We start from the raw sequence: 20541 nt of genomic DNA on the forward strand, positions 1-20541 counted from the left end.
GTGTTAAACTATGCTTCGGTCGCATTAAGGATTGGTTTATGCAGTTTGTTCATCTAGGTATTTATACAGAATTTTCGATTACAGAGTCGATAGTTCGCATACCTGACTTGGTCAATGCTGCGGTTAAAGACCAAATGCCTGCGTTGGCATTAACTGACCTCTCTAATCTCCATGCGGCAGTAAAGTTTTATAATTCTTGTTTAAAAAAAGGCATTAAGCCTCTTTTAGGTAGCACAATTCGCCTTGATGATGCTCAACACCGTGCAACCTTACTTGCAATGAGTGATGTCGGGTGGAAAAGTCTAACCGAAATTGTTTCACGCGGTTTTATTGAAGGACAACAGCTCAGTATTCCATGTGTACAAAAAGAATGGATACTTGAACAGCATCAAGATATTATCGTTTTACTTGGTCAGCATAGTGATGTTGGTCAGATGCTTTGCTCATCTAACCCGCAAAAAGCAGCTCCTCTTTTAGAAGCATGGCTCGAAAAATTTGGTAATCGTGTTTATCTTGCTTTAACACGTACCGACCGTCCCGGTGAAGAAGACTTTATTCAAGAAGCAACTAAGCTTGCTGCACAATATAATATTGGTGTAGTTGCACATAATGATGTGCACTTTGTAGAAAAAGAAGATTTCGAAGCACACGAAGCACGTGTTTGTATCGCTGATGGTTATGTACTAGCAGATAATCGCCGTCCACGCATATATAGTCCTGAGCAGCACTTTAAAACCTCAGATGAAATGATCGAATTGTTTTCCGATATTCCTAGTGCTATCGAGAACACCTATCATATTGCTAAACGTTGCAACGTTAAACTGCAACTCGGTACTTACTTTTTACCTGACTATCCAATTCCAGATGGTTTTACCATCGACACTTATTTTGAACATTTATCTAAAGTGGGCTTGGAAGAACGCTTAAATTATCTTTACCCTGTTGAAAAACGTGGCGAAGACTGGCCAGAGATTCGTAAGCCTTACGATGAACGAATTGATTATGAAGTTGGTATTATCCTGAAAATGGGTTTCCCTGGATACTTCCTCATCGTCATGGACTTCATTCGATGGGCAAAAAGTAATGGTGTTCCTGTCGGGCCAGGTCGTGGTTCAGGTGCAGGTTCATTAGTCGCCTATAGCTTAGAAATTACTGACCTTGATCCTCTTCGTTACGATCTGCTCTTCGAACGTTTCTTGAACCCAGAACGTGTATCGATGCCTGACTTTGACGTCGATTTCTGTATTGCCGGACGTGACCGCGTTATTGATTATGTATCACGTACTTATGGTCGCGAAGCCGTTTCACAAATTGCAACTTTCGGAACCATGGCAGCAAAAGGTGCAATCCGTGACGTTGCACGTGTATTGGGTAAATCTTACGGTTTAGCTGACCGTATTTCAAAAATGGTGCCTACCAAACCACTCGGTGTGGACTTAGCCACCGCCATTGATATGGAACCTCAGCTTAAAGATATTGTGACCAATCCATCTAACCCAGATAACGACGATGCAAGCGAAATCTGGGAAATGGCATTAAAGTTAGAAGGTATAACCCGAAATACTGGTAAACATGCCGGAGGTGTAGTTATTGCACCAGGTAAAATTACCGATTTCTCGGCTGTACTTTGTGATGCAGATGGAACAAACCGTGTTGCTCAATATGATAAAGACGATGTAGAAGCAGCGGGTCTGGTCAAGTTCGACTTCTTGGGTTTACGTAACTTAACCGTTATTGAAGACGCGATTCAAAATATTAATAAAAACCGCGACAGTAATGATCAACTCAATATCTTGCATGTTCCTCTAGACGACGCTAAAGCCTATTCTGTCTTTGCAGATGCAAATACGACAGCGGTATTCCAGTTTGAATCCGTCGGTATGAAACGGATGCTTAAAGAAGCACGTCCAAGCAAATTTGAAGAAATTATTGCGTTCGTATCCTTGTATCGTCCGGGTCCAATGGATCTGATTCCTGACTTTATCCACCGTATGCATGGTGGAGATTTTGAATATCTCCATCCTCTTTTAGAAGGTGTATTAGAACCAACTTACGGGATTATGGTTTATCAGGAACAGGTGATGCAGACTGCACAGATCTGTGCAGGTTATACGTTAGGTGGCGCAGACTTATTACGCCGTGCAATGGGTAAAAAGAAACCCGAGGAAATGGTCAAACAGCGCCAAATCTTCTTAGAAGGTGCTGCTGAAAAAGGGATTGACGAAAGTACAGCAAACCATATCTTTGACTATATGGAAAAGTTTGCAGGCTATGGTTTTAACAAATCTCACGCGGCTGCTTATGCCCTAGTTGCCTATCATACTGCATGGTTAAAAGCTCATTATCCTGCTGAGTTTATGGCAGCGGTAATGACATCGGAAATGCAAAACACGGACAGTGTTGTATTTTTGATTGATGACTGTCGAAACAATAATCTTGAAGTCTTACCACCATCAGTCAACATGTCGACTTATCACTTCCATGCAAGTAACGATAAAACGATTGTTTACGGTTTAGGTGCAATTAAAGGCGTCGGCGAACAAGCAATGCAGTCAGTTATTGACTCTCGTCGACAATTTGGTCCTTATACAGATTTATTCGATTTTTGCCATCGTATTGATTTGAAGAAAATCAATAAGCGTACTCTTGAAGCTTTAATTCGCGCGGGTGCACTCGATTGCTTAGGAATTGAACGTGCAAGCTTAATGGCACAATTGCCTGAAGCTGTTCAAGCTGCTGAACAAGCTCGAAGTAACCGTGAAAGCGGAATTATGGATTTATTTGGTGAGGTTGAAGAAGTTCAGCGCAAGCCAGCTAAACCAGTAAAACCATGGAGTGACGAGGTTCGTCTCAAAGGCGAAAAAGATACGCTTGGTTTATATTTAACGGGTCATCCAATTGATGTCTATCGACAAGAACTCAAAGCTTTTATTCCTGTAAAACTAAATGAAATTACTGCGACGCGTCGTGGTGTTACAACGGTTTATGCAGGTTTGGTCATTGATGTCGCAAACTTCCCGAACCGTGTGGTCATTGTACTTGATGATGGCACGGCACGTATTGAAGTCAGCTGTAACCATGAACGTTTCCAACGTTTTAAAGATATTGTGCAAGTTGAACGTGTTGTAGTTTTCGAAGGCGAAATCTATGAGCGAGAAGGCTTTGATCGTCCAATGGGACGTTTAACCAAGGCTTTCACATTAAATGAAATAAGACAAAAACGTGCTAATAGTATTCAAATCAAATTAACAGAAGAGTTCATGCAGCCAACATTGGCAAAAGATCTGCAAAACATGATCTTGCCATTTTGCAATGTAGATATGCATCAACATATCACTCTACAGTTACAGATTGACCAGCCTTATGCTCAAGCCGAGCTTCTGTTTGGTCCTCAATGGAAAGTCGCTCCTCTAGATGAATTACTTGCTAAACTCAGAGATTATTTTGGTAAAGATAATATTTATATTGAATATCAAGTAAAGTCGAAAGCAGCTAAAGCAGCAGACCCTGTTCGTCCACATGCTGTTGCCCCTCCTCCTGCGGGTATGTCTATGGACGATGCATTGGATTTATACCAAAGCGAAGTTTCTCAATATTCGTAATTTCTGGAAATCTTATGAGTTCGTTTGACCACACCACCGTGTCAAAACAATTAGCACAAGTGCGTATTGTCATGGTAAATACTACTTTGCCTGCTAATATTGGCAGTGCTTTACGTGCCATGAAAACAATGGGACTCATTAAATTAGTTCTTGTAGCACCCAAAACATATCCTCATCCAGATATACAAGCGCTTGCTGCTGGTGCTCAAGATTTATTTGAGCACCTTGAGATTGTAGACACCTTAGAAGATGCGATTAAAGATTGCCATTTGGTCTTTGGAACAAGTGCACGTAGTCGTACCATTCCTTGGCCTTTACTGGATGTGAGACCTGCAGCTAAAGAAGCTATTAAGGCAACATCTCAAGGACAACAAATTGCTATTGTTTTTGGCCGTGAAGACCGTGGCTTAACAAACGAAGAATTAGCACTGGCAAATTATCATTTAACGATTCCTGTTAATCCAGACTATGGCGTATTAAATGTTGCGCAAGCGATTCAAGTTGTATGTTACGAACTTCGCATGTCTGCTCTTGAGCAAGAGCAAGTCGATCAGAATGTAGATGAAATGCCATTAGTTCAAGGCCAAAGCATGCAATGGGATGAACCTTTGGTGACTCAGCAACAAATGGAAGAGTTTTATCCTCATCTTGAAAAAATGCTGACTGAAATTGAATTTTTAGATCCAGAAAATCCACGTTTATTACCTTTACGCTTGCGTCGTTTATTTGGTCGTATACAATTAGATCGTATGGAATATCATTTACTTCGCGGTATTTTTAGTCGCGTACAAGCTTTAACAAGTGGTAAATGGAAAAAAGCATTATCTGACAAGGAGGATCAACCCAATGCTTAAGCAGCTTAAAGAAGATATAAAAGCTGTATTTGCGCGAGATCCTGCTGCCCGCAATACACTCGAAGTTCTTACCACCTACCCTGGCATTCATGCAATTATGATGCATCGTGTCGCGCATGAATTATGGCAAAAAGATTGTAAAGGTGCGGCACGCCTACTTTCTTCATTTAGCCGTTTTGCAACAGGTATTGAAATTCATCCAGGCGCTAAAATTGGTAAGCGTTTTTTTATTGATCATGGCATGGGTGTTGTGATTGGTGAAACTGCTGAAATTGGCGACGATGTAACGCTTTATCATGGGGTAACCTTAGGTGGTACAACATGGAAGACCGGCAAACGTCACCCAACTTTAGAAGATGGCGTGGTGGTTGGTGCGGGTGCGAAAATCTTGGGTCCATTTACTGTAGGTAAAGGTGCAAAAGTCGGTTCGAATGCTGTAGTGACCAAAGCTGTTCCTGCCGGTGTGACTGCTGTAGGCAACCCTGCTCGCTATATCTATAAAGATACCGACAAAACTAAAGATAAAGATGAAGAACGTCGCCGCGATTATGCACAAAGTATTGGTTTTGCCCCATATGCGACAACTGCTGATCAGTCGGACCCTATTTTAGAAGGTATGCGCGTTTTACTTGATCGTATTCAGCACAATGAAACGCGTATGAATAATTTATGTCAGCGTTTATCAGAGCTAGATCCTAGCTTCAAAAAGGAAAGTCAAGATGAACAACCTTTTAGTGATGAAGAGCTAAAAATTCTTGAAGAAGTGCGTCGTGAATGTGGGGCACAAAACAAGATATCAAAAACGTAATATTCTTGATTCATAATGTAACACGCTTACTCTTGCATGTCGGTTTAGCTTTTTCTAGACTTGTCACTACCAAATCTGACTTTACTAAAATGAACGGAAGATCCTATGAATTTTAAGCCTTTGGCATATATCATCCTTGCGACTTCAAGTTTAACAGCTTGTACAATGGCACCTGTAAAACAACAAAAAATTGAGCCTTTTGTTTTCAAGGAACCAGAGCTTACTCCTCCTTTTTATGCGTTAAATCCTTTTAACTACGATCAACCGCCAGCATTTGAAGTTGCCTTAAAAGACGCTGCTGCACAGCCAGTAACCAAAATGGTTGTTAATCGTCAAGATGACCCAACTAAACAGCTTACTCTCGACGTCAATAAATTGATTGTTCCAACTGTAAATAATTCACAGCGTTCAATGAAATATGCTGTTTTAGCTGGTGAAAATGAAATTGATGTTACAAGTATTGACGACTTTTTACAGTTAGTAGAAGGCAAAGCTCGTCACTACCCACCTCGCTTTACTGATCGCCAAGAACGTAAAGGTTTCGAAAGTAAACTTAAAGAAGTAACACAACAACTTGATACACTTGCTGCAAACCCAAATGCATCATTTGATATTTTGCTTCGTGCTTTCAAAGCAAGTGTTCTTGCGCGTAATCTTGATTTAGGTACCGTTCATACCACTAGATCTTTAGAATATGCTCAAAGACTTTTAAAAATTAGCCCAGATGATGCAGAAACGAACTTCTGGTTTGGTTTCGGTTTATCTGAAGGTGGTGGTCAACGTGAAGCCATTCCTTACTTAGATAAAGCCATTAAAGGTAATGTTCAAGAAGCATATCTAGCTGCTGCAAATAACTATATTGCAATGGAGCAAAAGAAAAACGCGATTCAGACACTTAAAAATTATAAAGTTAAATACCCAGATGAATCGGAAATTGCTGATCGTTTAATTCAAGAAATTGAAAAACAAGGCCGTTGGAATGTATGGCAAGTTTTAACTAACCCTGCAATGTCTGCAACTACGCCTAGTGCTACATCTAAGAAATAAGCTTAATTTAGATAAAAAGGGCTGTTTTGACAGCCCTTTTTTTTATTTGATCATTTGAAAAGTACTTTAAAATTTGTATGATCTACATACCATTGAGCCACTATATTTTGACCCTAATGTTTTCAATAAAAAGAAACAAAACAGTACTGACGGTCATGCTACTCGGTTCAATTCTGAGTGGTTGTCAGGTCGTAAATGTTAAACAGCAAGCTTTGAATGTAACTATTGCAAATGAACGTAATAGTATTCTCACTCAAGACAAACTTAGTGAAGCAAGCTTAAATGTTTTATCAATGTCAGGTCAAGAAGCCAAGGTATGTACCGAATCACCTGAAACTTGCGTTAACCAGTTAAAAAAGCTTCCTCAGATTCTTGATGAACAATTTCTCTCGTCTGCCAGTGAAATGTATCTTGCCAAGGCGATGGCTTTGTCAAATTCTTCAGATTGTAAAGTGAGTAGATTTAGCAAGCATAGAGGCGAAGAGGAACAAAAAATAATTCAAAATAAATATGATGATTGTTTAGACCAACAATTAGATTTACTCGATAAAAGTATCCGTTATAGCTATGCTTATCTTTTTGCAACGAAACGCTTACCTGCCGACCGTATTTTTGATAATAGACAAGTTCAAATACGTGACTTTTACAATCAAGCGATTGCTAAAATGGTGAGTGTTTATGATTTACGCTATCCTAAAAAAGATACTGTAGAGCCTCAAATACATATTGGTAAAAGTGTCTATTCGATTGATTTTGAATTTCATCGACAACTTACAGGTCAAAAACTAGAAAAGTTAATTTCGAGTTATAACTTAAACTTTTCTGGTTTAAGAACGATAAACCGTAGAGATGGTTTTGGATCAGAGTTTGTGGCCGTTTTTCCAAATACTGTGAAAAATGAAACCAACGAATATATTTTAGATCCCCTCAACTATACTTATAAAGATGGGATGAATCCTAATATTCATCATGCGCGTTATTTGGCTGCCACGATTGTCGCAGAACCTAAACATGCAACAACTGTTGAAGAAATTATAAACACCCCCGAATTTGTGATTCGGGTTTATGACCCCTACCGTACCGACAACATTAATGTGGCAGGAAAACAATATCCATTAGCAGCGAATTTTTCTGCACCTTATGGTTTATGGTTAGCCGAAAATAATTTAGGTGTTGCAGCTTATTTAAGTTTGATTGATCGTGATCAGCACTTAACTATGCCGCACCTCTACATGCTTGAACCGTATAATCCAAATAAGAAAATTATTGTGTTAGTCCATGGTTTGGCAAGTAGCCCCGAAGCTTGGATTGCACTCACCAATGATGTTATGGGTGACACTGTTCTAAGAGATAATTATCAAGTTTGGCAAGTCTTCTATTCAACCAATATGCCAATTTTGGAAAGCCGTTTCCAAACTTATGCCCTTCTTAAACAAGCTTTTGGTTCTTTGAACCCAAATGATCCTGCTGCACATAATGCTGTTCTTGTGGGCCATAGTATGGGAGGTATTATTAGTCGGTTACTGGTTAGTGATGGTGATATTACTAAGCCTGCTTTAGATTTGATGACGATTCGTCAGCAAAACCGTTTCAAGAAACATCCAATGGTTACTGAGCGATTGCAAATGCATTCAATCAATAATTTTGATCGTGCAATATTCTTGGCATCGCCTCATAAAGGCACAGATTATGCAGATCGTTGGTTTACTTTAGCTGCTCGTAAAATTATTCGCCTACCCGGTGCATTTTTGTCAGCTGTAGCAACGTCTCTCACCACCGAAAATCTAGATGTTAAAGATTTCTTAGGTAATATTGATAATGGCTTGATTCAAAATGGTCCAAGCGATTTGAGTCATCAGTCCAAGTTTATGGAACTTACAGAAAATATTAACCCTCATAAAGGATTGGTTTTTCACTCAATTATGGGAAATATCACCAAGAGCGATGATCCAAATGTAATTACGGATGGTATTGTTCCTTATAAGAGTGCTCACTTAGAAGGTGCCAAGTCTGAAAAAGTTCTCCCAGGGGGACATTCAATCCAGCTTACTCCGCAAGCCGTATTAGAGCTACGCCGTATTTTACGAGAGCATTTAGTCGAACATGGTTTATATAAACCTTAAAAGTAAAAAGAGCCAAAGGATAACCTTTGGCTCTTTTGTTTTGGCGTTAAAGTTTACTGCCCAGAACGGATGATGTAATCAAACGCAGAGAGTGATGCTTTAGCACCTTCGCCTGTCGCAATAATAATTTGCTTGTAAGGCACAGTCGTACAGTCACCCGCAGCAAATACACCTTTGACATTGGTTTCGTTGCGGTCATTCACAATGATCTCACCACGGTTGGTTAACTCAACTTCACTGTCTTTCAAGAAGTCAGTGTTTGGCAATAAACCAATCTGTACAAAGATACCAGCAAGCTCTACAACATGCTCTTCATCAGTCGCACGGTCTTTATATTTAAGACCAGTCACTTGTGAGCCATCACCTAACACTTCTGTACTTAACGCATTCATAATCACAGTTGTGTTTGGCAAGCTATGCAGTTTGTTTTGCAAAACTTGGTCAGCACGTAGTTTTGTATCGAACTCAACCAAAGTCACATGCTCAACAATTCCTGCAAGGTCAATCGCAGCTTCAACACCTGAGTTACCCCCACCAATCACGGCAACACGTTTGCCTTTGAACAATGGGCCATCACAGTGTGGACAGTACGCGACACCACGGGTACGGTATTCTTGCTCACCCGGTACATTCATTTCTCTCCAACGTGCACCTGTTGAAAGGATCACAGTTTTTGATTCAAGTTTTGCACCGTTTTCAAGTTCAACTTCAACCAGACCATTTGCAGTTTGGTTGGCACCTGTGATTTTGCTAACACGTTGCAGGTTCATGATATCGACATCGTATTCACGAACGTGTGCTTCCATTTCAGCAGCAAACTTAGGACCTTGAGTCTTTTGTACAGACGTGAAGTTTTCAATGTCCATGGTATCCATCACCTGACCACCGAAGCGTTCAGCCACGATACCTGTGTTAATGCCCTTACGTGCTGCATAGATTGCTGCTGTTGCACCCGCAGGACCACCACCAATCACTAATACATCAAAAGCATCTTTGGCATTGAGTGCTGCTGCATCTTTTTCAGCTGAGTTGGTGTCAAGTTTTGCCACAATTTCTTCAAGGGTCATACGACCTTGACCAATGTGTTCATTGTCTTGGAATACCATTGGTACAGCCATGATTTTGCGTTGTTCAACTTCGTCTTGGAAGAATGAACCATCAATCATGGTAGCTGTGGTGTTCGGATTATAAATTGCGATCAGGTTAAGCGCCTGTACCACATCCGGACAGTTATGACAGCTTAGCGATACAAACACATCAAAGTTGGCTTTGAGGTTTAAGCCTTTAATCTGGTTGAGCACTTCATTTGACACTTTAGGTGCATAGCCAGACACTTGTAACAGAGCCAAGATCAAAGATGTAAACTCATGGCCCATTGGTAAGCCTGCAAAGAACACACGAGGTTGTTCACCTACTTTAGCCACACCAAAGCTTGGACGACGTGTATTGTTGCCATCAAAACGGGCAGTCACCTTTTCAGAAAGTTCAGCGATTTCACTCACCAACTCTTTAATTTGAGCTGCTTTATCTGATTCATCTAAAGCAGCAACTAATTCGATTGGACTTTCTAAACGTTCTAAGTAAGCTTTTAATTGAGTTTTAATGTTTTGATCTAACATCTATTTTTACTCCAATGCATCCAAATTCTTTCAATAGATGCATAGTACGTTAAAACATAAAATAGGTAAAACAGTATGTTTTTATAGATTTAATCGGTTTTTTAGATTTTATTATTTACTTCAATCAAAAAAAGCCAACCTGAACTCATCCAGCTCAGGTCGGCAAACTGGTTAAACTATAGTAAAACTACACCAAATAACGCACCAGCAATCAAGACATGCAAGGGATGAACTTTTTTAATTAAAGATAATAAAGTTGCAATGACTACCATAATGACAAGTAAAGTATTTATTGCTGCTGCCTCAGAAATAATCCACGCACTGGCAAGCACCGTTCCAACAGTGACAGGTTGTAAAGCAAGCTGTAAAACACGGCGCCATTTTTTATCTTTAAATTTTGACCAACCTCTCATTACAAATACAGTAATAATCGATGAAGGTAAAAATTTAGCTGTAGAGGTTACAAGCAAACCAGACAACCCTGCTACATGCCATCCCACCAGTGGAACGATCATCATGTTCGGTCCCGGTGCTGCTTGAGCCATGGCGAACAATGCACTAAATTCTTGTGCTGTCATCCAATGGTGAATATCAACCACCTGACGTTGCATTTCGGGCAAAATCGTATTTCCACCACCAAATGCAATAAGAGACAATTGAGTAAAAATGATGGCTAAAGTAAGTAGAACTGCACCCATTACACACGTCTCCAAATGATGGCAGAATAGATCGATAACAAAATCACCATCGTTAAAAGTAGAGAAACTTTTAGAAAGGCAATACTGACAATTGCAGATACGACCACACACATCGCTAATGGATTACGTAATAATGGTTTAAGCATTTTCAAACCTGTTGCAACCAAAAGTCCTGCCGCCGCTGCTGCTAATCCTTCGAAAAGATGCTTAACCATAAGGTTGTCTTGGAACTGCTCATAGACATAGTGTAAAAGTACAACAATTATCGTAGGCGCAAGGATCAAGCCAATCAGTGAACTCACCGCTCCCCGAACACCGCGAAACTCCATACCAATCGCAACAGATAAATTAATGATATTGCCGCCTGGTAGGAATTGGCATAGACCCAGTAACTCAGTGAATTTTTCAGGACTTAGCCACTGCCTTTGCTCTACAACAACTTTACGTGCTAAAGGCAATACACCACCAAATCCAATTAAACCTAATGTTAAAAAACCTAAAAATAACTCCGTGCAGGTCGGTACGCTCTCCTTCTGCACGGCAATCTCAACATGGTTCATTTTCGTTACTTTTCACTTTATCTGACCAAGATAGAATGATACTTTTATGATATATCTACAAATGCTTTTATTTTCATTAACCATACCCTAAAGGTATTCCTATGCTAGATTTACATAAGCTTCATGCCTTTGTGGTGGTAATTGAAGAAAGAAATATTACTCATGCAGCAAACCGTTTGTTTATTCAACAACCGCCTCTAACGCGTTTACTCAAAAAACTTGAACAAGAACTCGGTACTCAATTACTTATTCGTCAACCGCGTGGAATTGAGCCGACAGAAGCAGGTTTAGCCTTATTTAAAGAAGCACAACTTTTATTAGAACATGCCAGACATATACCCCAATTAGTCCAAGATGTTAGCCAAGGTAAAACGGGACAACTTAATATTGGTTTTACTAGTTCAGCCGGCTTACATCCGCTTATCTCATTAGTATTACGTTCATATCGGGAAATATATCCAGGAGTACAAACCAAACTTGAAGAAGCAGGCAGTCAAAAACAACTGGACTGGTTAATTTCAGAAAAGCTAGATATTGCTTTTTTAAGAGCACCGATCAGCCGTGATATTGGGTTAAAACACTTACATATATTAGATGAGCCAATGGTGGTTGCATTGCCTATAGGACATCCTCTTACGCAAAAAGAGAAAATTAGTTTAAGTGACTTATCAGATGAGAATTTTGTTTTATACCGTCGTTCTTCTGGACAAGGTTTATATGACAATATTTTATATAGTTGCTATCAGGCAGGTTTTAGTCCACGCATTATTCAAGAAGCGCCGCGTCCTACCGCAACATTAAATTTGGTTGCTGCCGGAATTGGCATTACTATTGTGCCAGCCTCAATGCATAATTTTTGGGATCATGAAATTATTTATCGCGAGTTTGATCACTCAATAAAACTGAATGCACCCATTTACTTGATTACCAGAGAAAATGAAAATTCGGCCAAAGTTTCCAACTTTATTGAATTATTACAAAAACTATTACCTACAATGACTTAGTCTAAAAAACACTCAATAAAAAGTGCTCTAACTAGAGCACTTTTTGGGATAAAACTTTTTATTTTTGATTTACTCGTTTTGATAGCTCTTCTGCCGATTCTTTCCGCTCCGAATAGCGATTGGTCAGGTACTGTTTTTGCCCGCGTGTTAATAAAGTGAATTTATAGAGTTCTTCCATTACATCAACAATTCGGTCAAAGTAAAAGGATGGTTTCATACTGCCATCTTCTTCAAACTCTAAAAAAGCTTTAGCAACAGAAGACTGATTTGGGATGGTAATCATGCGCATCCAACGTCCTAAAATACGCATTTGATTCACAGCATTAAAAGACTGTGAACCACCGCTGACTTGCATAACGGCTAAGGTTTTACCTTGTGTTGCACGTATTGCTCCGCCAGCTAAAGGAATCCAATCAATTTGAGCTTTTAAAATTGAACTCATTGCCCCGTGACGTTCAGGCGAACACCACACCATACCTTCTGACCAAGCCAAAAGTTCATGTAACTCTTGTACTTTTGGATGATCAGTTGCTGCATCTTCGGGCAAAGGCAAACCTTTAGGGTGAAAAATTTTGACTTCGGCACCTAGGTATTCAAGGATACGCCCAGCTGTTAGTACAGCAAAACGACTATAAGAGCGTTCACGATTCGAACCATATAACAGTAAAATACGGGGTGGATGTTCAAGCTGCTGTGCTTGTATTTGTTCGAATGTAGGCTTATCCAAAAGGTTAAGCTCTACATTTGCTAAATCATTATTAGAACTGTTCATGTGAGAAATACTTTTTCTTTAACCAAAGCGAAACTGAAACGAGTGAAATTAAAACCGGAACTTCAACCAATGGTCCAATTACTGTAGTAAAAGCAACCGGAGAAGCTAAGCCAAATGTTGCAATTGCAACTGCTAAAGCGAGCTCAAAATTGTTACCCGCTGCGGTAAATGAAATGGCAGTAGTACGTGGATAGTTATTCCCCATTCGTTTACTCATAAAGAAGCTGATAAAGAACATCACCACAAAGTAAATTGTTAGTGGGACAGCAATCAGTAATACATCTAGAGGTAAACTCACCACATCGCCACCTTTTAAACTAAACATGGCAACAATAGTAAAGAGTAAGGCGATTAGACTTAACGGGCTAATTTTTGGTAAAAACTTGGTTTGATACCAACTCAAACCTTTTGCCTTAACTAAAACTAGACGAGTCAAGAAACCCATTAAAAATGGAATACCCAAATACACCAATACAGCATGGGTAATGGTCCAAAAATCGACATTAATGACTTGTCCTGCCACACCAAAATAAGGTGGCAAAAAGGTTAGAAATAGCCATGCATAAGTGCTAAAGAATAAAATTTGGAAAATACTGTTAAAGGCAACTAGAGCAGCTACGTATTGGTTATCGCCACATGCCAAGCCATTCCAAACTAATACCATTGCAATACAACGTGCTAATCCAATAAGAATCAGACCCGTCATATATTCCGGATAGTTATGCAGAAAAATAATCGCTAAAGCAAACATTAAAACCGGAGCAATTAACCAGTTTTGTACTAAAGACAAAGCGAGAGTTTTCTTATCTTTAAAAACTTCTGGCAAAGCTGCATAGTCTACTTTTGCCAAAGGAGGATACATCATTAAAATTAAACCAATCGCAATTGGAATATTAACGTTATCTACACTGAGCTGATTTAAAGACACTGATGCTTGAGGAAAGAAAACACCAATGGCTACACCTAAAGCCATAGCAATAAAAATCCATAGCGTTAGGTTTCTATCTAAAAATGATAGCTTAGATTTGGCCATGTTATTCTCTTTAATCAATATGCGAGATTTGGTTAATTTCATTAATAAGTTGCGAACGGCTCAAATGTGCAACATCTAATGCAAATAAAGCCTCTAAACGGCGGTTAATATGATTTACAGTATTTTGGAACGCCTTGAGTTTTTCTTCTTTTGGTAAGTCGAGATGTGACGGGTCACTTAAGCCCCAATGTGCTTTAATTGCGCCACCTAAATACAATGGGCATGCTTCTTGCGCTGCTGAGTCACAAACAGTAATTACTACATCTGGTTGATATTGCTCGCAATCATCAATCGTTTTACTCCATAAGCCATCTGTAGATAAACCTAAATTTTCAAGGGTTTCAATCGTTAACGGATGTACCTGACCAGAAGGTTTGCTGCCCGCACTATAAGCTTTCCACCCTTCTGGTGCGCGGCTATTAAATAAAACTTCTGACAAAATACTACGGCAACTATTACCCGTACATAGAAATAGAAATTTCATGATCTTTACTCACAAAAGGTAGAAATAGACCCTAGCCGACCAGACAATGGTTTCATTGCATCGTCATCTTGCTGCGCCAAAATATTCAAAATGTTGATTGCCCAGATCGGCAGCTCAGGATTAACGCTGTAATACACCCATTGTCCCTGTCTTGAATCAAGAAGCATGCCATGGGTGCGTAATAGGGCTAAATGTCGGGAAATTTTTGGTTGGCTCAACTCAAGCTGTTCGGTTAGCTCGCAGACACAAATATTTTGTTTGCTCAGAACTAACTTAAGAATGTTTAACCGAGTTTGATCAGAAAGACATTTAAAGAAATCGACTTGAGTGATCATATGTGCAGCCAATTATATTCGTTATTGCAAATATACGGATATCCATATATAAATGCAATATCTTAATTCAATGAATAGTTATCATGGCGGAACTAGTGAAGATTTATCATAACCCTGCATGTGGCACATCGCGCAATACATTGGAACTCATTCGTCATGCGGGGTTTGAGCCTATAGTGATTGAATATTTAAAAACACCCCCTAGTAAAGATGAACTGATCCAACTCATTAAGGATTCAAAATTAATTGTACGTGAAGCAATCCGTAAAAATGTTGATCCGTATAAAGATTTAGAACTTGAACAAGAGCATTGGACCGATGAACAGTTAATTGATTTTATGGTTCAGTACCCAATTTTAATTAATCGCCCATTTGTGGTTACACCAAAAGGCACACGTCTTTGTCGCCCTTCTGAAGTGGTACTCGACATTTTAGATTCAAAAAACTTAGGCTATTTTGCAAAAGAAGATGGTGAAGTGATTATTGATGATCAAGGCCGTCGTATAAAATAATTGAAGACACTCATCAATATAAAAAGCTAAATGGCACAACACCATTTAGCTTTTTTGAGTGAAACGGGTTAAAAATAAGACTTAATAAAAGGAAGAAGTTGCTCTCCGACTACCATGCCCAATAACCCCACTAATGCAACAAGAGGCGGAGCCGGTGACTTAACATTTAAAACGTAATATAAGACGCCAACGAGCAACCCTACAGCCAAAGATAACAAGTACATTTTCATCGTACATACCTTAGGGAAGCAAGCCATTTAATAGCAGGTTCCCATACTGTTTTATTTAAAATGCAAAACAAGAACACCCGAGTGCACCCCAGAAAGATTTTTTATCTTTATCATTTACAGGAACATCAAGCATCCATGAGTGGCTATGTCCATGCATGCCACAACTGCTAGCACATTCACACAATGCACTTTGTGACTGTAATGATTGATTCGAAGGTGCATTACGATTTTCGGATAAACGCCACTGACCACCAAAGCGTTTTACTGGCGACCATGTTGGAGATGCTGGTGGTAATGGCGGATCATCTTGCTTAAACTCTGCACCTGCATAGACCACTTTTCCGCCTAAAACAGTGAGTACAGACTCAATCCACTGGATATCTTCTGCTTCAACCTTAAAGTAGTCATCGGACAGCACAACTAAGTCGGCAAGCTCCCCTGCGATGAGTGAACCTTTGATATCTTTTTCACCTGAGAACCAAGCCGAACCTTTAGTCCAGAGTTTGAGTGCCGTTTGTCGATCTAATAGATTTTTTTCATCATATAAAGGTAAACCACCAACTGTTTTACCAGTACTTAGCCAATACAAACAAACCCAAGGGTTATAGGATGCAACACGGGTCGCATCTGTGCCCGCACCCACAGGAACACCGAGTTCTAGCATTTTCTTGACGGGTGGCGTTGCTTGAGCAGCTTCGGCTCCATAGCGTTTTACGAAAATCTCACCTTGATATGCCATACGGTGTTGAATGGCGATACCACCACCCAACGCACCTATACGTTCGATATTACGCTCAGATACAGTTTCGGCATGGTCAATAATAAATCGGGTCGCAAATGGCTGTTTGGCATTTACTCGCTCGAATACGTTGAGTAAGCGATTAATACTTTCATCATAGGTTGCATGAATACGGAATGGCCATTTCTTGTCAGCTAAATGTTCAACAATGGCTTCGAGTTCACCTTCCATTTTTTCTGGCAAATCAGGTCGTGGCTCATAGAAATCTTCGAAGTCACCCGCCGACCAAGTCAGGTTCTCACCTGCGCCATTCATTCTAAATAATGCATCACCATCGCCTGGAAATGTCATTTCTGTCCAACGGCGATAATCATCAAGCTCTTGGCCTGCTTTTTGAGCAAATAGGTTATAAGCAATTCGAACCGTCATTTGATTTTGGTCATGTAATTGCTTAATCACATCATAATCTTCAGGGTAATTTTGACCGCCGCCACCTGCATCAATTGCAGAAGTAATACCTAATCGGTTCAACTCACGCATGAAATGACGAGTTGAATTAACTTGATCTTCAACTGGCAATTTCGGCGCTTTACCTAGGGTCGAATATAAAATCATAGCGGATGGCGTTGCGAGCAACAGACCTGTTGGCTCACCTTTTTCATCACGTACAATTTTGCCACCTGGCGGGTCTGGCGTGTCTTTGTTAAAGCCTAATACATCAAGCGCAGCTCGGTTCAACAAGGCACTGGCATATAAATGTAAAACAAAGACAGGAGTATCTGGTGCTGCTCTATTAATTTCTTCTAAAGTCGGTAAACGTTTTTCGGCAAACTGGAATTCAGTCCAACCACCTACTACACGCACCCATTGTGGAGCTGGCGTATTATCTGCTTGCTCTTTGAGTAAACGTAGTGCATCTGCAACGGAAGGTACACCTTCCCAGCGCAGCTCCATATTGTAATTTAGGCCACCACGAATAATATGTAGATGACTGTCATTTAGACCCGGTATAACGCGACGGCCATTTAAGTCTACAACTTTGCTGGTTGGTGTTGCGAGCTTCATAACCTCATCATTTGTACCCGTGCGTACCACTTTACCGTCTGCAATCGCAATTGCTTGTACTTCGGGATTCTGAGGATCTAGTGTTGTGATTTTACCGTTTTTGAGTATGAGGTTTATTTCGGTCATTCTGAACTCCATTCTTGTGAATTATCGTTCTAAAAAATAAAGGCATATCTGTATTAATATCACTTAAATATTGAATACTAGACATGCCTTTACCTAAATCAGTACTGTTTTATTTTGCAGGAACTGGTGCAAGTACTTCGTGTTTTGAAGTTGTACGTTCAGGCGCCTTATGTACCATCGTATAGGCATAGTCCACACCCATACCATAAGCACCAGAATGTTCGCGTACAATTGCCATAACTGCATCATACGTATCACGGTGTGCCCAATCACGTTGCCATTCGAGTAAGACTTGTTGCCAAGTTACCGGAACAACACCTGCTTGAATCATACGTTGCATGGCATAGTCATGTGCTTCTTTCGATGTACCACCTGACGCATCTGCCACCATATAAATTTCATAATCGCCTTCAAGCATGGCACCAAAAGCAAAAGTGTTATTGCACACTTCAGTCCACAAACCTGAAACAATCACTTTTTTACGATTATTTTTTGCAAGCGAATCACGTACTTTTTGGTCATCCCATGAATTCATTGAAGTACGTTCGAGTAATGGAGCATCTGGAAATACATCTAAAAGTTCTGGATAGGTATGACCAGAGAAGCTTTCAGTTTCAACCGTAGTAATGGTGACAGGAATATTGAATGTTTTAGCTGCTTTTGCTAACCCTACAGTATTATTTTTTAATACTTGGCGATCTATTGACTGTACCCCAAAAGCCATTTGTGGCTGATGATCAATAAAAATAACCTGACAATTCGTTGGTGAAAGTTGTTCTAAAAGTGACTTATTCATGGGTAAACTCCATTATTCCTTATGAGTAATGCATTAAAATTGCTTACTGGTCATTATCAAAACAGATAAAAATGTAAAAGCATAGACAGCAAATCAGCACGAATCTGTATGCTGTATGGATACAATAAAAACAATGATTGCTTTTTAATTTTTATAGTTTAATCATTGATATATATTTTTTTAACTTTTGCTTATCCATGGATCGATTAGACTGTATTTCCACTTTTGTAAGTGTCGTAGAACATGGGAATTTTAGTAGCGCAGCCAGAGCACTCGACATCTCTCGTGACTTAGTAGCCAAACGTGTTTGCTACCTTGAAAATGACCTGAAAACCACACTGTTAACCAGAACAACAAGACAGATGAATCTCACCTCTTGTGGGGAAAAATTTTATCAACATAGTAAAGTCATTTTAAGTGAGTTTGAATGGGCTGCTTATGAAATTAGCTACAATCAGCAGTACCCTGAAGGCGAACTTAAGCTCAATACCCCCATGTCTTTTAGCAATATTTTTCTTCAACATATCATTTCAGACTTTATAGAGAAATATCCCAGTATCAAAATTGATTTATTCATGACTGATCAGCTATTAGACACAAATAATAATAAATTTGATTTAACCATTCGTGTAGATGGTTCACCCCCAAATTTGGCAAATAGTAAAATATTAAATACCTATCAACGATATTTATATGCAACACCAGAGTATTTTAATCAGCATGGCCTTCCAACCTCTTTAGAAGAACTTAAAGAACATAAATTTCTGATTTACTATCAAGATAGCCGACATAAAAAATTGATTTTCCAAAAAGATCAAAAAGAAGTGTCCTTTAATTGCTTCCCTGTGATGACCTGTAATAATGGGGAATTATTATTAGATATGTGCTTGAAAGATCACGGTATCGTTTTTCTTCCAGAGTTTATTGCAGAGCCTTATTACAAAGAAGGCAAATTACAGAAATGTTTGGAGGACTACACCAGTCAGCCGCTTCACTTATATGTTACATGGCCAAACCGTAAGATTTTATCGAAGAAAGTCAAACTATTTATTGATTTTCTAACGCGTCAAATCGTTCCTATAAAATAACCAATCTGGGCCTTTTCCATAGGAATTGGCCCATTATTTTTTATTTAGTTTAAATAGTTTCAATTTTTTTATTTTTAAATAAATTTAATAAATTTTGATCTGCTGTTGCTGTGTGGTCTTCTTCAACAAATGTCGTCGCGTAGTGTTCTAAATGCTCTTCCATCAATTGAGTTGCTCGCTTTTCATCGCCTTGCTCAATGGCATTTAAAATTGCACGATGTTCATCTGCCGAACAATTATTATGTTTGGGAATTTCATATAACCCAATTAATAACGAAGTCCTTGCAATAAGAGTCTGCAAATAACTGGTCATAATCGTATTTTGATTTGCTTCAATCAGCTTTAAATGAAATTGTCCTGATAACTTAATCCACTCGGCCCAATTGCCAGCTAAACGCTCATGTGACTCTTGGTCGACTAAACTTCGAAGCTCACTAAAATCTAGCTTATGTGACTTTTGAGCGAGCTTTTTTACAGTAGCGATTTCAAGCATGCTGCGCGCTTCAAAGACCTCTTTTGTTTCATCAGCACTATGTTGTGCGATGAGTGCCCCGCGATTGGGCTGAATTTCGATGACCTTATCATGTGCAAGTTTGACAAAAACACGTCTTAACACTCCTCGCGTTACACCGAATGCTTCACACAAAGGTGCTTCAACTAAACGTGCGCCAGGAGCAAGTTGTCGATTTAAAATAGCATCTACAATAGCGTTATATATATGGTCATCAATTTCATCATTGCTCATTTCCACGGCTTTTTTTGGTGCATTCGATGGCATTGATTTCTCCATTTTTATTGATGCCCCCTCTTTTTAAAACTTTATCTAATGACAATAGTGTAAGTTTAACTTAAGCGTTTTGGAATATCGCTCTCATTCCCAAAACACTTATGTTGAGCTAAACAATTCAATATTAGATCTCTAAATATCTACTTATATACCTAAATTTACTTAGTTTTTATAAAAAATTAAGCACTTCTCATGTTATACATTTGTCTCTGCATATCCAAAATTCATACCAGTTTTAATGACTCACAAACGCTACTTC

The 20541-nt window shown here is 39.3% G+C and carries 19 protein-coding genes; 8 read left to right on the forward strand and 11 right to left on the reverse strand.

Going from position 1 to position 20541, the window contains the following annotated elements; translation table 11 throughout:
- Nucleotides 1-38: 38 nt before the first annotated feature.
- From dnaE to F968_RS10540, 5 genes are all read left to right on the forward strand, one after another.
- Nucleotides 39-3602, forward strand: coding sequence for a DNA polymerase III subunit alpha (dnaE, locus tag F968_RS10520; RefSeq protein WP_004792896.1), 3564 nt, complete (start codon nt 39-41; stop codon nt 3600-3602).
- Nucleotides 3603-3616: 14 nt separating this feature from the next.
- Complete coding sequence (locus F968_RS10525; RefSeq protein WP_004792899.1) at nt 3617-4456, forward strand: RNA methyltransferase; 840 nt, start codon at nt 3617-3619, stop codon at nt 4454-4456.
- A complete protein-coding gene (cysE, locus tag F968_RS10530) occupies nt 4449-5264 on the forward strand; it encodes a serine O-acetyltransferase (protein ID WP_004792900.1) in 816 nt (271 codons plus the stop codon). The genes F968_RS10525 and cysE overlap by 8 nt, the downstream gene beginning before the upstream one ends.
- Nucleotides 5265-5369: 105 nt before the next feature.
- Nucleotides 5370-6311 carry an ABUW_2363 family tetratricopeptide repeat lipoprotein gene (locus F968_RS10535; protein ID WP_004792902.1) on the forward strand — a complete coding sequence of 314 codons (942 nt, stop codon included), beginning with the start codon at nt 5370-5372 and terminating at the stop codon, nt 6309-6311.
- Between the two features lie 116 nt (nt 6312-6427).
- Nucleotides 6428-8434, forward strand: a complete 2007-nt coding sequence (locus F968_RS10540; protein WP_034596237.1) for an esterase/lipase family protein — start codon at nt 6428-6430, stop codon at nt 8432-8434.
- A gap of 53 nt (nt 8435-8487) precedes the next feature.
- On the opposite strand, the gene ahpF is transcribed toward F968_RS10540, so the two are convergent.
- The 3 genes from ahpF to F968_RS10555 form a co-directional block, all read right to left on the reverse strand.
- Nucleotides 8488-10053 (reverse strand): alkyl hydroperoxide reductase subunit F, encoded by a 1566-nt coding sequence (ahpF, locus tag F968_RS10545; RefSeq protein ID WP_004792907.1) that lies wholly within the window; start codon nt 10051-10053, stop codon nt 8488-8490.
- A gap of 176 nt (nt 10054-10229) precedes the next feature.
- On the reverse strand, nt 10230-10751 hold the full coding sequence (locus F968_RS10550; protein ID WP_004792909.1) for a chromate transporter: 522 nt from the start codon (nt 10749-10751) through the stop codon (nt 10230-10232).
- Nucleotides 10751-11311, reverse strand: a complete 561-nt coding sequence (locus F968_RS10555; protein ID WP_004792911.1) for a chromate transporter — start codon at nt 11309-11311, stop codon at nt 10751-10753. Before F968_RS10555 ends, F968_RS10550 begins: the two co-directional genes overlap by 1 nt.
- A gap of 101 nt (nt 11312-11412) precedes the next feature.
- Here F968_RS10555 and F968_RS10560 point away from each other — a divergent pair, with 101 nt between their 5' ends.
- The gene (locus F968_RS10560; RefSeq protein ID WP_004792913.1) at nt 11413-12315 is read left to right on the forward strand and encodes a LysR family transcriptional regulator; all 903 of its coding nucleotides are present in this window, start codon (nt 11413-11415) and stop codon (nt 12313-12315) included.
- Nucleotides 12316-12373: 58 nt separating this feature from the next.
- Here F968_RS10560 and arsH read toward each other — a convergent pair whose 3' ends face one another.
- From arsH to F968_RS10580, 4 genes are read right to left on the reverse strand one after another with little or no spacing between them, the layout of a single operon-like run.
- Nucleotides 12374-13087, reverse strand: a complete 714-nt coding sequence (arsH, locus tag F968_RS10565) for an arsenical resistance protein ArsH (protein ID WP_004792916.1) — start codon at nt 13085-13087, stop codon at nt 12374-12376.
- Nucleotides 13074-14120 carry an ACR3 family arsenite efflux transporter gene (gene arsB, locus F968_RS10570; protein WP_004792917.1) on the reverse strand — a complete coding sequence of 349 codons (1047 nt, stop codon included), beginning with the start codon at nt 14118-14120 and terminating at the stop codon, nt 13074-13076. The genes arsH and arsB overlap by 14 nt, the downstream gene beginning before the upstream one ends.
- A gap of 10 nt (nt 14121-14130) precedes the next feature.
- Nucleotides 14131-14604, reverse strand: coding sequence for an arsenate reductase ArsC (locus F968_RS10575; RefSeq protein WP_004792918.1), 474 nt, complete (start codon nt 14602-14604; stop codon nt 14131-14133).
- A gap of 5 nt (nt 14605-14609) precedes the next feature.
- A complete protein-coding gene (locus tag F968_RS10580; RefSeq protein ID WP_004792919.1) occupies nt 14610-14939 on the reverse strand; it encodes a metalloregulator ArsR/SmtB family transcription factor in 330 nt (109 codons plus the stop codon).
- Between the two features lie 83 nt (nt 14940-15022).
- On the opposite strand from F968_RS10580, the gene arsC reads away from it, so the two are divergent.
- The gene (gene arsC / locus F968_RS10585; protein WP_004792921.1) at nt 15023-15451 is read left to right on the forward strand and encodes an arsenate reductase (glutaredoxin); all 429 of its coding nucleotides are present in this window, start codon (nt 15023-15025) and stop codon (nt 15449-15451) included.
- Between the two features lie 68 nt (nt 15452-15519).
- Here arsC and F968_RS19775 read toward each other — a convergent pair whose 3' ends face one another.
- The 3 genes from F968_RS19775 to F968_RS10595 all read right to left on the reverse strand — a co-directional run bounded on the left by F968_RS19775 (nt 15520) and on the right by F968_RS10595 (nt 18407).
- Complete coding sequence (locus F968_RS19775; protein ID WP_016141301.1) at nt 15520-15681, reverse strand: DUF1427 family protein; 162 nt, start codon at nt 15679-15681, stop codon at nt 15520-15522.
- A 55-nt stretch (nt 15682-15736) separates the two neighbouring features.
- Entirely contained in the window at nt 15737-17611 is a 1875-nt protein-coding gene (locus F968_RS10590; RefSeq protein WP_004792925.1) for an amidohydrolase, read from the reverse strand.
- Between the two features lie 109 nt (nt 17612-17720).
- The gene (locus F968_RS10595; RefSeq protein ID WP_001043290.1) at nt 17721-18407 is read right to left on the reverse strand and encodes a hydrolase; all 687 of its coding nucleotides are present in this window, start codon (nt 18405-18407) and stop codon (nt 17721-17723) included.
- A 197-nt stretch (nt 18408-18604) separates the two neighbouring features.
- Here F968_RS10595 and F968_RS10600 point away from each other — a divergent pair, with 197 nt between their 5' ends.
- On the forward strand, nt 18605-19495 hold the full coding sequence (locus F968_RS10600) for a LysR family transcriptional regulator (RefSeq protein WP_004792929.1): 891 nt from the start codon (nt 18605-18607) through the stop codon (nt 19493-19495).
- Nucleotides 19496-19544: 49 nt separating this feature from the next.
- Here F968_RS10600 and F968_RS10605 read toward each other — a convergent pair whose 3' ends face one another.
- On the reverse strand, nt 19545-20285 hold the full coding sequence (locus tag F968_RS10605; protein WP_081399532.1) for a GntR family transcriptional regulator: 741 nt from the start codon (nt 20283-20285) through the stop codon (nt 19545-19547).
- Between the last annotated feature and the right edge of the window lie 256 nt (nt 20286-20541).

It is taken from the genome of Acinetobacter sp. NIPH 817 (assembly GCF_000368405.1).
Taxonomy (GTDB): domain Bacteria; phylum Pseudomonadota; class Gammaproteobacteria; order Pseudomonadales; family Moraxellaceae; genus Acinetobacter.

Bases quoted from the DNA above. Each gene is read 5' to 3' on its own strand.
- dnaE (WP_004792896.1), top strand. From the start codon at position 39: ATGCAGTTTGTTCATCTAGGTATTTATACAGAATTTTCGATTACAGAG.
- F968_RS10595 (WP_001043290.1), bottom strand. From the start codon at position 18,407: ATGAATAAGTCACTTTTAGAACAACTTTCACCAACGAATTGTCAGGTT.
- F968_RS10560 (WP_004792913.1), top strand. From the start codon at position 11,413: ATGCTAGATTTACATAAGCTTCATGCCTTTGTGGTGGTAATTGAAGAA.
- arsH (WP_004792916.1), bottom strand. From the start codon at position 13,087: ATGAACAGTTCTAATAATGATTTAGCAAATGTAGAGCTTAACCTTTTG.
- F968_RS10575 (WP_004792918.1), bottom strand. From the start codon at position 14,604: ATGAAATTTCTATTTCTATGTACGGGTAATAGTTGCCGTAGTATTTTG.
- F968_RS10600 (WP_004792929.1), top strand. From the start codon at position 18,605: ATGGATCGATTAGACTGTATTTCCACTTTTGTAAGTGTCGTAGAACAT.
- F968_RS10605 (WP_081399532.1), bottom strand. From the start codon at position 20,285: ATGGAGAAATCAATGCCATCGAATGCACCAAAAAAAGCCGTGGAAATG.
- arsB (WP_004792917.1), bottom strand. From the start codon at position 14,120: ATGGCCAAATCTAAGCTATCATTTTTAGATAGAAACCTAACGCTATGG.
- F968_RS10580 (WP_004792919.1), bottom strand. From the start codon at position 14,939: ATGATCACTCAAGTCGATTTCTTTAAATGTCTTTCTGATCAAACTCGG.
- F968_RS10555 (WP_004792911.1), bottom strand. From the start codon at position 11,311: ATGAACCATGTTGAGATTGCCGTGCAGAAGGAGAGCGTACCGACCTGC.
- F968_RS10525 (WP_004792899.1), top strand. From the start codon at position 3,617: ATGAGTTCGTTTGACCACACCACCGTGTCAAAACAATTAGCACAAGTG.
- cysE (WP_004792900.1), top strand. From the start codon at position 4,449: ATGCTTAAGCAGCTTAAAGAAGATATAAAAGCTGTATTTGCGCGAGAT.
- F968_RS10550 (WP_004792909.1), bottom strand. From the start codon at position 10,751: ATGGGTGCAGTTCTACTTACTTTAGCCATCATTTTTACTCAATTGTCT.
- arsC (WP_004792921.1), top strand. From the start codon at position 15,023: ATGGCGGAACTAGTGAAGATTTATCATAACCCTGCATGTGGCACATCG.
- ahpF (WP_004792907.1), bottom strand. From the start codon at position 10,053: ATGTTAGATCAAAACATTAAAACTCAATTAAAAGCTTACTTAGAACGT.
- F968_RS10540 (WP_034596237.1), top strand. From the start codon at position 6,428: ATGTTTTCAATAAAAAGAAACAAAACAGTACTGACGGTCATGCTACTC.
- F968_RS10535 (WP_004792902.1), top strand. From the start codon at position 5,370: ATGAATTTTAAGCCTTTGGCATATATCATCCTTGCGACTTCAAGTTTA.
- F968_RS19775 (WP_016141301.1), bottom strand. From the start codon at position 15,681: ATGAAAATGTACTTGTTATCTTTGGCTGTAGGGTTGCTCGTTGGCGTC.
- F968_RS10590 (WP_004792925.1), bottom strand. From the start codon at position 17,611: ATGACCGAAATAAACCTCATACTCAAAAACGGTAAAATCACAACACTA.